The 12557-nt window shown below is 69.3% G+C and carries 12 protein-coding genes; all 12 read right to left on the reverse strand.

Going from position 1 to position 12557, the window contains the following annotated elements; all coding sequences use genetic code 11:
- The 12 genes from nuoK to ACLJQZ_RS21115 all read right to left on the reverse strand — a co-directional run bounded on the left by nuoK (position 1) and on the right by ACLJQZ_RS21115 (position 12553).
- On the reverse strand, positions 1–300 hold the full coding sequence (nuoK, locus tag ACLJQZ_RS21060; RefSeq protein ID WP_247060354.1) for an NADH-quinone oxidoreductase subunit NuoK: 300 nt from the start codon (positions 298–300) through the stop codon (positions 1–3).
- Positions 297–1157 carry an NADH-quinone oxidoreductase subunit J gene (locus tag ACLJQZ_RS21065; RefSeq protein WP_410621636.1) on the reverse strand — a complete coding sequence of 287 codons (861 nt, stop codon included), beginning with the start codon at positions 1155–1157 and terminating at the stop codon, positions 297–299. The genes nuoK and ACLJQZ_RS21065 overlap by 4 nt, the downstream gene beginning before the upstream one ends.
- Positions 1154–1720 (reverse strand): NADH-quinone oxidoreductase subunit NuoI, encoded by a 567-nt coding sequence (gene nuoI / locus ACLJQZ_RS21070; RefSeq protein WP_410621637.1) that lies wholly within the window; start codon positions 1718–1720, stop codon positions 1154–1156. Before nuoI ends, ACLJQZ_RS21065 begins: the two co-directional genes overlap by 4 nt.
- Complete coding sequence (gene nuoH, locus ACLJQZ_RS21075; RefSeq protein ID WP_410621638.1) at positions 1707–3056, reverse strand: NADH-quinone oxidoreductase subunit NuoH; 1350 nt, start codon at positions 3054–3056, stop codon at positions 1707–1709. The genes nuoI and nuoH overlap by 14 nt, the downstream gene beginning before the upstream one ends.
- Positions 3053–5527 carry an NADH-quinone oxidoreductase subunit G gene (locus ACLJQZ_RS21080; protein WP_410621639.1) on the reverse strand — a complete coding sequence of 825 codons (2475 nt, stop codon included), beginning with the start codon at positions 5525–5527 and terminating at the stop codon, positions 3053–3055. Before ACLJQZ_RS21080 ends, nuoH begins: the two co-directional genes overlap by 4 nt.
- Positions 5524–6822, reverse strand: a complete 1299-nt coding sequence (gene nuoF / locus ACLJQZ_RS21085) for an NADH-quinone oxidoreductase subunit NuoF (RefSeq protein WP_410621640.1) — start codon at positions 6820–6822, stop codon at positions 5524–5526. The genes ACLJQZ_RS21080 and nuoF overlap by 4 nt, the downstream gene beginning before the upstream one ends.
- Positions 6822–7709: an NADH-quinone oxidoreductase subunit NuoE gene (nuoE, locus tag ACLJQZ_RS21090; protein ID WP_410621641.1), complete on the reverse strand. Its 888-nt coding sequence runs from the start codon at positions 7707–7709 to the stop codon at positions 6822–6824. The genes nuoF and nuoE overlap by 1 nt, the downstream gene beginning before the upstream one ends.
- Positions 7706–9037, reverse strand: a complete 1332-nt coding sequence (locus tag ACLJQZ_RS21095; protein WP_410621642.1) for an NADH-quinone oxidoreductase subunit D — start codon at positions 9035–9037, stop codon at positions 7706–7708. The genes nuoE and ACLJQZ_RS21095 overlap by 4 nt, the downstream gene beginning before the upstream one ends.
- On the reverse strand, positions 9034–9786 hold the full coding sequence (locus tag ACLJQZ_RS21100) for an NADH-quinone oxidoreductase subunit C (protein WP_410621643.1): 753 nt from the start codon (positions 9784–9786) through the stop codon (positions 9034–9036). The genes ACLJQZ_RS21095 and ACLJQZ_RS21100 overlap by 4 nt, the downstream gene beginning before the upstream one ends.
- A gap of 4 nt (positions 9787–9790) precedes the next feature.
- Positions 9791–10339: a NuoB/complex I 20 kDa subunit family protein gene (locus tag ACLJQZ_RS21105; RefSeq protein ID WP_086863694.1), complete on the reverse strand. Its 549-nt coding sequence runs from the start codon at positions 10337–10339 to the stop codon at positions 9791–9793.
- A gap of 4 nt (positions 10340–10343) precedes the next feature.
- Positions 10344–10763 carry an NADH-quinone oxidoreductase subunit A gene (locus tag ACLJQZ_RS21110; RefSeq protein ID WP_247063898.1) on the reverse strand — a complete coding sequence of 140 codons (420 nt, stop codon included), beginning with the start codon at positions 10761–10763 and terminating at the stop codon, positions 10344–10346.
- 503 nt (positions 10764–11266) lie between these two features.
- Positions 11267–12553, reverse strand: coding sequence for a geranylgeranyl reductase family protein (locus tag ACLJQZ_RS21115; protein WP_410621644.1), 1287 nt, complete (start codon positions 12551–12553; stop codon positions 11267–11269).
- Between the last annotated feature and the right edge of the window lie 4 nt (positions 12554–12557).

The raw sequence follows: 12557 nt of genomic DNA on the forward strand, positions 1-12557 counted from the left end.
CTAGTACTTCAGCAGGTTGGTGTCGTCGACCGAGGCCGAGCGCCGGGTGCGGAAGATCGCCATGATGATCGCCAGCCCGACCACGACCTCGGCGGCGGCCACGACCATCACGAAGAAGGCCATGATCTGGCCGTCGAGGCTGCCGTTGATCCGGGCGAACGTCACGAGCGAGAGGTTCACCGCGTTCAGCATCAGCTCGATGCACATGAACACGACGATCGCGTTGCGGCGCACCAGCACGCCGACCGCGCCGATCGAGAACAGCAGCGCCGACAGCAGCAGGTAGTACGTGGGGGTCATTCCTTCTCCCCTTCCGAAGCACCTTCGGAGCCGACCAGCGCGTGCGCGTCCGGGTGCGGGCGGTCGTCCGCGACGAGCTTGCGTTCCTTCGCCAGCTCGATCGCCGAGGTGGCCTCGATGATCGAGGACAGCGACTCCGGCGCGACCGAGCCGTCCGGCAGCAGCGCCGGGGTGGACACCGAGTTGGCGGTGGCGAAGACACCCGGGCCGGGCAGCGGCGACGGCCGGTCGTGCTCGCCGCGGAAGCGGGCCACGACCAGTTCCTTCTGCGTCCGCTTGCCGCCCTTGGCGTGCCGGTCGGTGAAGGCCAGCACCATCGCGCCGACCGCGGCGGTGATGAGCAGCGCCGACGTCAGCTCGAACGGGAACAGGTAGTCGGTGAAGATCAGCCGGCCCAGCCCCTTGGGCCCGCCGCCGGCGGACGTCGCCGAGTCGAGCGGGACGGCCGGGGTGACGTTGTCCAGCGCCCGGTAGATGCCGGTGGCGAGCAGCGCGGCCAGGCCGATGCCCAGCACGGTCGCCGCGAGCCGCTGACCGCGCAGCACCTCGACGACCGAGTCGGAGCTCTCGCGGCCGACCAGCATCAGCACGAACAGGAACAGCATCATGATCGCGCCGGTGTAGACGATGATCTGCGTGAAGCCGAGGAACGGCGCCGACTGGATCATGTACAGCGCGCCCAGGCTCAGCATGGTCAGCACCAGCCACAGCGCCGAGTGCACGGCATTGCGGGAGAAGATCATGCCGAGCGCGCCGAGCAGGCAGACCGGGCCGAGGATCCAGAACGCGATGGCCTCACCGGTCGTCACGCCCGCGGCGGCGCCGGTGGGCGCCTGGGCCAGGAGTGCGGCGATCACTTGACGCCCTCCCCGCCGCGCGCCAGCTGTGTTGATGAGCTCTCAGCTGAAAAGCGTGCTTCGAGCTGTGGCCCGTTGACGTAGTAGTCCTGCTCGTTCTCGCCGAGCCGCATCGGGTGCGGCGGCTGCTCCATGCCGGACAGCAGCGGCGCGAGGAGGTCTTCCTTCGTGTAGATCAGCCGCTGGCGGTCGTCGTCGGCCAGCTCGTAGAAGTTGATCATCGTCAGCGACCGCGTCGGGCACGCCTCGATGCAGAGGCCGCAGCCGATGCAGCGCAGGTAGTTGATCTGGTAGTCGGCGCCGTACCGCTCGCCCGGGGAGTACCGGGCTTCCTCGGTGTTGTCACCGCCTTCGACGAAGATCGCGTCCGCCGGGCACGCCCAGGCGCACAGCTCGCAGCCGACGCACTTCTCGAGGCCGTCCGGGTGGCGGTTCAGCTGGTGCCGGCCGTGGTAGCGCGGGGCGGCCGGCGCGCCGGCCTCCGGGTACTCCTCGGTGGCGACCTTCTTGAACATCATCCCGAAGGTGACGCCGAAGCCCTTGACGGGATCAAGAAACCCCATCTTGCGCTCCTTCCTTTGCGGTACCGACGGCTGCCGGCTTGCGCCGGGCCGCCTTCGCCTCGGCCTTGGCCAAAGCCTTCTGACGCGGGGTGGTCTGCGGGACCTTGAGGTCGAGCGGCGGCACCGGGAACCCGCCACCGGTCACCGGCACGACTTCGCTCTCTTCTTCGCGGCCCGACGCGCGGACGTAGAAGAACAGGGCGACGACGATGAAGATCGCGACCGCGGCGATGATGATCGACGCGGGGTTCCAGCTGATGACCTTCGCGAAGGTCACCATGACGATCCACACCAGGTTCAGCGGGACCAGGACCTTCCAGCCCAGGCGCATGAACTGGTCGTAGCGCAGGCGGGGCAGCGTGCCGCGAAGCCAGATGAACCCGAAGAGCAGGACGAACATCTTCGCGAAGAACCACAGCACCGGCCACCAGCCGGTGTTGAGCACGTTGTTCCCGATCAGCGACAGCGGCCACGGGGCCATCCAGCCGCCGAGGAACAGCGTGGTGGCGAACGCCGAGACGATCACCATGTTGACGTACTCGGCGAGGAAGAACATCGCGAACTTCATCGAGCTGTACTCGGTGTGGAAGCCGCCGACCAGCTCCGACTCGGCCTCGGGGAGGTCGAACGGGGCGCGGTTGGTCTCGCCGACCATCGAGATCAGGTAGATCACGAAGCTCGGGACCAGGTAGAGGAACCACACCGGCTGCTGCTTGGCGACGATGTCGGCCAGGTCCAGCGAGCCGGCCTGCAGGATCACCGCGACGATCGACAGGCCCATCGCGATCTCGTACGAGATCACCTGGGCGGCCGAGCGCATGCCGCCGAGCAGCGGGTACGGCGAACCGGACGCCCAGCCCGCGAGCACGATGCCGTAGACGCCGATCGAGGAGCAGGCCAGCACGACCAGCAGGCTGACCGGCAGGTCGAGCAGCTGCAGGACGGTCCGCTCGCCGAAGATCGAGACCACCGGGCCGAACGGGATGGCCGCCAGCGCGATCAGCGGCGGCACCACGCAGATGACCGGGGCGAGGAAGTACACCTTGCGGTCGGCGGTGTCCGGGATGATCTGTTCCTTGAACGGCAGCTTGAGCGCGTCCGCCAGGGACTGCAGGTAGCCGTTCGGGCCGACGCGGTTGGGGCCCGGCCGGTTCTGCATCCGGCCGACGGCCTTGCGCTCCCAGACGATCAACAGGATCGTGAAGATCGGGCCGATCAGCAGGATGATCACGGACTTCAGCGCGATCATCCAGAACGGGTCGTCCGCCAGCAGCGCCGCGCGCGTCGCCGCGTCCGGCACACTGCCGACAGCAGCTTCGGTCAGCAACGGTGTCACAGTTCACCCCCAGCGAGGTTCACCACGGCGCCGTGACCGGCACCGAGCGTCTTGGCCACGGCGGAGCCGTCGGAGTTGCCCGGCAGCCACACCACGCCGTCGGGCAGGTCGGCGACCTCGATCGGCAGCGTGATCGCGCCGCGTTCGGTGCTCACCTTCACGGACGCGCCCAGCCCTTCGGCGGTCGTCGCGGACAACCGCGCGACCGGCTTGCGCTGGGTGCCCTTGAGGTGCGGCTCGCCGTCCTGCAGGGACCCGTTGTCGATCAGCTGGCGCCAGGTCGACAGGACCGCCTGGCCGGTACCCGGAGCAACCGTGGCTCCCCCGGTCTCGGCATCGACGTGACCCCAGCGCAGCGCGGAGGCGGGGCCGAGCTTCTGGTAGTCGCCGCGCGCGGCGGCCGGCGTCTGCGTGAACAGGTCCGTGTCCATCTCGACGGCGAGGGTGTCGAGCACCCGGCAGTCCGGCAGCGAGCCGGTGCCCTCGATGGTGATGTCGAACGGGCGGGTGCGGCCCTCCCAGTTGAGGTAGCTGCCCGCCTTCTCGTCCGACGCGGCCACCGGGAGCACGACGTCCGCGCGTTCGGTCACGGCGCTGGGCCGCAGCTCGAGGCTGACGACGAAACCGGCGTTGTCCAGCGCGCGCAGCGCGAGGTCCGGGTCCGGCAGGTCGTACGGGTCGACGCCGCCGACGACCAGGCCGCCGAGCTCACGACCCGCGGCGGCCTTCAGGATCTCCGTCGCGTCGCGGCCCGGAGCGGACGGAAGCGGGACGCCCCAAGCGTTTTCGACGGCGACGCGCGCGGCGTCCTCGCCGACGCGGCGACCGCCCGGCAGCAGGCCCGGCACGCAGCCGGTCTCCAGCGCGCCCCGGTCACCGGCGCGGCGCGGGATCCACGCGAGCCGGACGCCGGTGCGCTCGACCAGGTCGTGCAGCGCGGAGAACAGGCCGGGAACCGAAGCGGCGCGCTCGCCGACGAGGACGACGGCGTTCTCGCCGCTCAGGGCCTCGTCGAGGTCCGGCGCGTGCTTGGCGATGCCTTCGATGGCCGCGGGCTCCTGGCCCGGGACGCAGGCGAGCAGCTCACCGAACGTCTTGCGCACCGACGACGTCGTCCACTGTCCCAAGTGGACGACCCGGGTGCGGTTCTTGCGGGCCGCCTTGCGCAGCCGCAGGAACACGATCGGCGCCTCGTCCTCGGGCTCGAACGCCACGCACAGCACGGTGCGGGCCCGCTCGATCTCGCCGAAGGTGACGCCGTTCTCCGGCGTCACGCCCACGACGTGCGAGGTGAGGAACGCGAGCTCCTCGGCCGAGTGCGCGCGGGCGCGGAAGTCGACGTCGTTGGTCTGCAGGGCGACGCGGGCGAACTTCGAGTACGCGTAGGCGTCCTCGACGGTCAGCCGGCCACCGGGCAGGACACCGACGCCGCCGTTGCCGCGGGCCTCGGTGAGGCCGGCGGCGGCGATGCGCAGCGCGTCGGTCCAGGACGCCTCTTCCAGCTCACCGGTCTCGCGGTTGCGGACCAGCGGCCGCCGGATGCGGTCTTCGGCGCTGGTGTAGCGGAAGGCGAATCGGCCCTTGTCGCAGATCCACTCCTCGTTGACCTCGGGGTCGTCGCCGGCCAGCTTGCGCTGGACCTTGCCGCGGCGGAAGTCGGTCCGCTCGGCGCAGCCGGAGGAGCAGTGCTCGCAGACGCTCGGCGCGGACACCAGGTCGAACGGGCGGGAGCGGAACCGGTAGGCCGCGCTCGTCAAAGCACCGACCGGGCAGATCTGGATGACGTTGCCGGAGAAGTAGCTCTGGAACGGCTGGCCGCTGGTGGTGCGGGAGGCCAGGTCGAGCACGTCCGCCGTCTCCGCGGTACCGATCTGCTGGTGGACGCCGCGTTCGAGGAGCTCGATGAACGGGTCACCGGCGATCTCGCGGGAGAACCGGGTGCAGCGCTGGCAGAGCACGCAGCGTTCCCGGTCCAGGAGCACCTGCGAGGAGATCGGCAGCGGCTTTTGGAAGGTGCGCTTGGTGTCCACGAACCGGGACTCCGTGCGGCCGTGGGCCAGCGCCTGGTTCTGCAGCGGGCACTCGCCGCCCTTGTCGCAGATCGGGCAGTCCAGCGGGTGGTTGATGAGCAGCAGCTCCATCACACCCTGCTGGGCCTTGTCCGCGACCGGCGACGTCAGCTGCGTCTTGACGACCATGCCGTCGGCGACGGTCATCGTGCAGGACGCCTGCGGCTTCGGCATCGGCCGGCCGCCCATCTCGACCTCGACCAGGCACTGGCGGCAGGCGCCCGCCGGGTCGAGGAGCGGGTGGTCGCAGAACCGCGGGATGACCGTGCCGAGGCGTTCGGCCGTGCGGATCAGCAGCTCGCCCTTGGGGGCGATGACCTCTTCGCCGTCGATGACCAGCTTCACGTGGCCTTCGGGGACCGGCGTCGCAGCCGTGTCGGGCTTGTCGGGGGCGATCGTCATGATGCCTGCGCTCCCACCAGTTCGGGCTTGGTCTCTTCGTGCCGGCTCTTCTCGCACAGAGCCAGGAATTCGTCGCGGAAGTACTTGATGCCGCTGGTGATCGGCGACACCGCGCCGTCACCGAGGGCGCAGAACGACCGGCCGAGGATGTTGTCGCAGACGTCGAGGAGGGTGTCGATGTCCTCTTCGGTGCCGTGACCCTCGACCATCCGCTCGAGGATCTGCGCCAGCCAGTACGTGCCCTCGCGGCACGGCGTGCACTTGCCGCAGGACTCGTGCTCGTAGAACTGCGTCCACTTCATCACGGCCCAGGGCACCGACACCGTCTCGTTGAAGACCTGGACGGCCGTCGTGCCCAGCATCGACCCGGCTTCCGCCGCGCCCTCGAAGTCCAGCGGAACGTCGAGGTGCTCGGCGGTGAACATCGGGGTGGAGGAGCCGCCCGGGGTCCAGAACTTGAGCGGGACGCCGTCCTTCATGCCGCCCGCCAGCTCCAGCAGCTCGCGCAGCGTGGTGCCGAGCGGGCACTCGTACTGGCCGGGCTTCTCGACGTGGCCGGAGATCGAGTAGATCTTCGGGCCGGGCGACTTCTCGCGGCCCATCTCGCGGAACCAGCTCGACCCGCCGTTGACGATGAACGGCGCGCTCGCGATGGTCTCGACGTTGTTGACCGTGGTCGGCGCGGCGTAGAGACCCGCCGCGGCCGGGAACGGCGGCTTGAGCCGCGGCTGGCCACGACGGCCCTCCAGCGAGTCGAGCAGCGCCGTCTCCTCACCGCAGATGTACGCGCCGGCGCCGGCGTGCACGGTGATCTTGAGGTCGAAGCCGGAGCCGAGGATGTTCTCGCCCAGGTAGCCCGCGGCTTCGGCTTCGCGCACGGCCGCGTTGAGCCGGCGGATGCAGTGCAGCGCCTCGCCGCGGACGTAGATGAAGCAGTGGTTCGAGCGCATCGCGTACGAGGCGATGATGCAGCCCTCGATGAGCGAGTGCGGGTCCGCCATCATCAGCGGGATGTCCTTGCACGTCCCGGGCTCGCCCTCATCGGCGTTGATCACCAGGTAGTGCGGCTTGTCGAAGTTCGGCGGCATGAACGACCACTTGATGCCGGCCGGGAAGCCCGCGCCGCCGCGGCCGCGCAGGCCCGACTCCTTGACCAGCTGGACAAGCTGCTCCGGCGTGCCGGCGAGCGCCTTGCGGATGGCCGTGTAGCCCTCCAGCGCCTCGTACGTGCCGATCTGCCAGGAGTTCGGTGACAGCCAGCGCTTCGTGAGGACCGGCGTAATGGGATCGGCCATTACTTCTTCTCCCCATCCTTAGCGGGCACAGCAGGCAGCGGGACGTCTTGCGCGACCGGGGCGACCCAGCCGCGCTCCTGCGCGATCTGCGCGCCCCGCAGGGTTTCGACGGCCTGCGAAGGACCGTCGACGTCCGTGCGGTACTGGCGCTCGTCCTCCGGGAAGAACCCGGCGAGCTGCAGCTCGGCGGCCTTGAAGCTCGAGAGCGGGGCACCGCGCGTCGGGGCCGGCTTCTTGCCCGCCTGCAGCGCGTCGACCAGCGCGACGGCCTTGTCCTCGGTCTGGTTGTCGAAGTACTCGTAGTTGACCTGGATCACCGGCGCGAGGTCGCAGGCCGCGAGGCACTCGGCGTGCTCGAGGGTGATCGAGCCCGGCTCGTTCGGCGTGCCCGCGGTCTCGTTGTGCCCCAGCGGTTCCTGCTCGGAACCGAGGTGCGTCTGGAGCCGCTTGTAGATCGCGTCGCCGCCCATGGCCGCGCACAGCGTGTTCGTGCAGACGCTCACCAGGTGCTCGCCGCACGGACGGCGCTTGTACATCGTGTAGAACGTCGCGACCGCGCTGACCTCGGCGTCGGACAGGTCGAGCTGCCGCGCGCAGAACGCGATGCCCTCCTGGCTGACGTAGCCCTGCACCGACTGCACGAGGTGCAGCAGCGGCAGCAGCGCCGAGCGGGACATCGGGTAGCGCGCGATCAGCTCCTGCGCCCGGGAGTACACGCCTTCGTCGAAGATGTCTTCGAGCGGCGTCTCCGCCAGGATCCCCTCGGCGACCGCGGGATCCGGCGCGATGGCGATCACGTCGACGTCGCCACCGGCCGCGGCGTGCGTCCGGTCGGCCGCTTTCGGCCCTGGTTGGGGAACAGCGGTTTCATCAGACTGTGTACTCAACGGTCCACTCCCCCCATGACGGGGTCGATCGAGGCGACCGCGGCGATCACGTCCGCCACCAGCCCGCCTTCGGACATCGCGGGCATCGCCTGCAGGTTCACGAAGCTCGGTTCGCGCACGTGGACCCGCAGCGGCCGCGTGCCGCCGTCGGACACCAGGTGCGCGCTCAGCTCGCCGCGCGGCGACTCGACCGAGGTGTAGACCTGCCCGGCCGGCACCTTGAAGCCCTCGGTGACCAGCTTGAAGTGGTGGATCAGGGACTCCATCGACTGGCCCATGATCTTCTTGACGTGCTCGAGCGAGTTGCCCATGCCGTCGCTGCCGATGGACAGCTGCGCGGGCCAGGCGACCTTCTTGTCCTCGACCATGACCGGGCCCGGCTCGAGCTTCTCCAGGCACTGCTCGATGATCTTGAGGCTCTCGTGCATCTCGTGCACCCGGATCAGGTACCGCGACCAGCAGTCCGCGCCGTTGTCGACCGGCACGTCGAAGTCGAACTCCTCGTAGCAGGAGTACGGCTCGGTCTTGCGCAGGTCCCACGGCAGGCCGGCACTCCGCAGCACCGGACCGGTGACGCCGAGCGCGAGGCACGCGTCGACCGGCAGGTACCCGACACCCTTGAGCCGGTTGCGCCAGATCGGCTGACCGGTGAAGAGCTTGTCGTACAGCGGAAGGCGTTCCTTCATCGTCTTGACGAATTCGGTGACCTTCTCGCGGTAGTCCGCGGGCATGTCCTGCGCGAGGCCGCCGGGGCGGATGAACGCGTGGTTCATCCGCAGGCCGGTGAGGTGCTCCAGCAGGTGCAGCACGATCTCGCGCTCGCGGAAGCCCAGCGTCATCGCGGTGGTGGCGCCGAGCTCCATGCCGCCGGTGGCGATGTAGACCAGGTGCGAGCCGATGCGGTTGATCTCCAGCAGCATCACGCGCAGCAGCTGCGCGCGGCGCGGGGCCTCGATCTGCAGCAGCTTCTCGACGCCGAGGCAGTACGCCATCTCCGTCGAGAGCGGGGCCAGGTAGTCCATGCGCGTCACGAAGGTGACGCCCTGGGTCCAGGTCCGGTACTCGCAGTTCTTCTCGATGCCGGTGTGGAGGTAGCCGATGACCGACCGCAGCTGCGTGACGGTCTCGCCCTCCATCTCCAGCACGAGCCGGAGCACGCCGTGCGTCGACGGGTGCTGCGGGCCCATGTTGATGACCATGCGCTCGTCGTGCTGGGCGTCGGCGACGACGTCGTCCCAGTCACCGCCGGACACCGAGTAGACGCGGCCTTCCGTGGTGTCACGGGAATCGGCTTCCGGGACGTCGGTGGTTTCGTCGTTAATCGTCACGAGTACGACCTCCGCTGGTCCGGCGGCGGGATCTCCGCGCCCTTGTATTCGACCGGGATCCCGCCGAGCGGGTAGTCCTTGCGCTGGGGGTGGCCGTCCCAGTCGTCCGGCATGAGGATGCGGGTGAGCGCGGGGTGGCCGTCGTAGACGATGCCGAACATGTCCCAGGCCTCCCGCTCCTGCCAGTCGGCGGTCGGGTAGATCCCGACCAGCGACGGCACGTGCGCGTCGTCGACGTCGAGGGAGACCTCGAGGCGGATCCGGCGGCGGTAGGTCAGGGACGTGAAGTGGTACACCGAGTGCAGCCGCTGCGGGACGTCGACGCCGTAGTCCACGCCGGACACCGAGCTGAGCAGCTCGAAGCGCAGGCCGCCGTCGTCGCGCAGGACCTTCGCGATCGCGGGCAGCTGCTCGCGGGCGACGTAGAAGGTGATCTCGCCGCGGTCGACCGTCGTCTGCAGGATCGCTTCGGCCGGGACCTTGTTGTCCGACAGGGCCGCGTAGAACTCGTCGGCGAACTGGTCGAACCAGCCGCCGTACGGGCGCTCGGCCGGCGCCGGGTGGTAGGCGGGCAGCCGGACGCCGCCGTAGCCGGAGGTGTCACCGGTGCCGTGCACGCCGAACATGCCCTGGCGTTCGCGGCCGGTGACGACGGGTTCGGCGGGCCGGGTGCCGCGCGGCTCGAGGCCGTCTTCGGTGGGGCGATCGGCGCTGGACTGCTCGCCGCCGGGTTCTGGGGTCTCAGTCATCGCTCTACTTCTTCGCGTACTTGATCGAGGACGCGACGAGCTCGGTGCGGGCGCCGCTGGCGGCGCGGATCGCGGCGCGGCGGGCGTTGATCGGCTCGTCCTGGATCTTGGCGTGCAGCTTGAGGATCGCGTCCAGCAGCATCTCCGGCCGCGGCGGGCAGCCGGGCAGGTACATGTCGACCGGCACGATGTGGTCGACGCCCTGGACCACGGCGTAGTTGTTGAACATGCCGCCGGAGGAGGCGCAGACGCCCATGGCGAGGACCCACTTGGGCTCGGCCATCTGGTCGTAGATCTGGCGCAGGACCGGGGCCATCTTCTGGGTGACGCGGCCGGCGACGATCATCAGGTCGGCCTGGCGCGGCGTCGCGCTGAAGCGCTCCATGCCGAAGCGGGCGATGTCGTAGCGGGAACCGCCGACGGTCATCATCTCGATCGCGCAGCAGGCGAGCCCGAAGGTCGCGGGCCACATCGAGTTCTTCCGCGCCCAGTTGACGAGGCCTTCGAGGCTGGCCAGCAGGATGCCGTTGGGGAGTTTCTCTTCGAGGCCCATGGGTCTAGTTCCAATCCAGGCCGCCGCGCCGCCACACGTAGGCGTACGCGAAGCCGACCGTCGCGATGAACAGCAGGATCTCCACCAGGCCGAAGGTGCCCAGCGCGTCCGCCTGCACGGCGAACGGGTAGAGGAAGACCATCTCGATGTCGAACAGGATGAACAGCATCGCGGTGATGTAGTACGCCACCGGCATCCGGCCGCCGCCGACGAGCGGCTGCGGCGACGGTTCGATGCCGCACTCGTACGCCTCGAGCTTGGCCTTGTTGTAGCGGCTGGGGCCGACCAGCGGGCCCAGCAGCACCGACAACACGGCGAACGCCAGCGCCAGCACGAACAGAAGGACCAGGGGCAGGTAGGGCTTCAGGCTCGGGGCCTGCTGCGCCAGGTTCACTGCGTCCGTTTGGGTCAGCACGGGCAACATCAGCACGGGGTCTTCGCCATCCTTTCCGCGCCGCTGCGGTTTTGCTTGTGGTGGGAACCGCTCAGCCTCGTCGGCACCCTAAGGGACCTGGGTCACACCGCCGAGGGTCAGGGTCTCCTTACGGCCCGTGGCTGTCTTCGGGCCAGCTTGTGAAATAGTTCACAAGCCACTCGTCGTGGATGTGAAGCGATTCACAAAGCATGGGGGGAGTGTAGGACGCGACTCACATTCTTGTCCCTAGGCCCCCGTGTTATCAGGGTGCCCTAACTTCCGCCGCCATCGTTGTCACGGCCGGGCAACGACGCGCGTGCGACCTGCGCGAAGACGTTTCATGATCACGTCACGACCGGACAAACAGGGCGCTGACCTGTGATCTATCCCACTGGCCGCACGGCCAACTTGCTGGGCCGGTCGAGTGTCCGCGCGCGCCCGACACCGAGCTTTCCCTAGGAAAGATGCGTCCGAGGGGCCTCCGGACGCATCTTTCCTAGGGAAAGTGAGACTCAGCGCGGGGAGGGGGTGGCCTTCGCGAGGGCCGAGATGAGGCGGTCGACGCCATCGCCGCCCTTGGCGTCGTAGCAGCCCGACAGGCCCTTGTAGACCAGCGGGAGGATCTTGTTGATCCGCAGGCCGTACTTGGTCGCCGCGTGCATGATCTTCGGCTTGCCGATGATCTTCGCGAAGACGTTGCCCAGCTGGTAGTAGCCGCCCATCAGCTCGCGCACCGCGCGCGGGTACGCCTCCAGCGCCCGCTCGCGCGAAGGCCCTTCGCGCCGGGCCAGGGCCTGGACGACGACCTCCGCCGCGATCTGCGCGGACTCCATCGCGGCCGAGATGCCCTCGCCGTTGAACGGGCTGACCATGCCGCCCGCGTCGCCGAGCAGCAGCAGGCCGTCGCGGTAGTGCGGGGTGCGGTTGAAGCCCATCGGGAGGCCGGCGCCGCCGACCTTGCCGATCGCGTTCTCCTCGCGGTAGCCCCACTCCTCCGGCGTCCCGTCGAGCCACTGGCGCAGCAGCGCGCGGTAGTCGGTGTTCCGGAACGACGCCGACGTCGAGAGCATGCCGAGGCCGACGTTCACCGTGCCGTCGCCGAGCGGGAACGCCCAGCCGTACCCCGGCAGCAGCTTCGGGTCGCGCGGATCCGACTTGTCCCACAGCTCGAGGTGGCCCTCGATGAACGGGTCGTCGTGACGCGGGCTCTTGTAGTACTGGCGCACCGCGACGCCCATCGGGCGCTTCTCGTTCTTCTGGATGCCGACGCTCAGCGCGAGCCGCGCGGACACGCCGTCGCAGGCCAGGACCAGTGGCGCGCGGTAGTTCACCGGCGTCCGCTCCGGGCCGACCTTCGCCTCGACGCCGACCACGCGGCCGGTCGCGTCGGTGATGGCACTGGTGACGGTGGTGCGCTCGTACAGCCGCGCGCCCGCCTTCACCGCGAGCTTCGCGAGGAGGTCGTCGAAGTCGTGACGGGTGCGGGAGACGCCGTACGGCGGGTAGCTGGTGAGGTCCGGCCAGTCGAGCTCCAGCGTCAGGTCGCCGGTGAGGATCCGCAGGCCGCGGCTCTGCACCCAGCCGGCTTCCTCGCTGGTGTCGATGCCGAGGTCGATGAGCTGCTTGACGCCGCGCGGGGTGAGGCCGTCGCCGCAGACCTTCTCGCGCGGGAACTCGGTCTTCTCCAGCAGCAGCACGTCGACGCCCGACCGGGCGAGGTAGGTCGCGACGGTGGACCCGGCCGGTCCGGCGCCGACGACGATGACTTCGGCGTCCTGGTCAGGTGTACGACGGCTCATACCG

Source organism: Amycolatopsis sp. cmx-8-4 (assembly GCF_046548675.1).
In the GTDB taxonomy this organism is placed as follows: Bacteria; Actinomycetota; Actinomycetes; order Mycobacteriales; family Pseudonocardiaceae; genus Amycolatopsis.

Bases quoted from the DNA above. Each gene is read 5' to 3' on its own strand.
- nuoK (WP_247060354.1), bottom strand. From the start codon at position 300: ATGACCCCCACGTACTACCTGCTGCTGTCGGCGCTGCTGTTCTCGATC.
- nuoI (WP_410621637.1), bottom strand. From the start codon at position 1,720: ATGGGGTTTCTTGATCCCGTCAAGGGCTTCGGCGTCACCTTCGGGATG.
- ACLJQZ_RS21080 (WP_410621639.1), bottom strand. From the start codon at position 5,527: ATGACGATCGCCCCCGACAAGCCCGACACGGCTGCGACGCCGGTCCCC.
- nuoF (WP_410621640.1), bottom strand. From the start codon at position 6,822: ATGGCCGATCCCATTACGCCGGTCCTCACGAAGCGCTGGCTGTCACCG.
- ACLJQZ_RS21100 (WP_410621643.1), bottom strand. From the start codon at position 9,786: ATGACTGAGACCCCAGAACCCGGCGGCGAGCAGTCCAGCGCCGATCGC.
- ACLJQZ_RS21105 (WP_086863694.1), bottom strand. From the start codon at position 10,339: ATGGGCCTCGAAGAGAAACTCCCCAACGGCATCCTGCTGGCCAGCCTC.
- ACLJQZ_RS21110 (WP_247063898.1), bottom strand. From the start codon at position 10,763: ATGTTGCCCGTGCTGACCCAAACGGACGCAGTGAACCTGGCGCAGCAG.
- ACLJQZ_RS21115 (WP_410621644.1), bottom strand. From the start codon at position 12,553: ATGAGCCGTCGTACACCTGACCAGGACGCCGAAGTCATCGTCGTCGGC.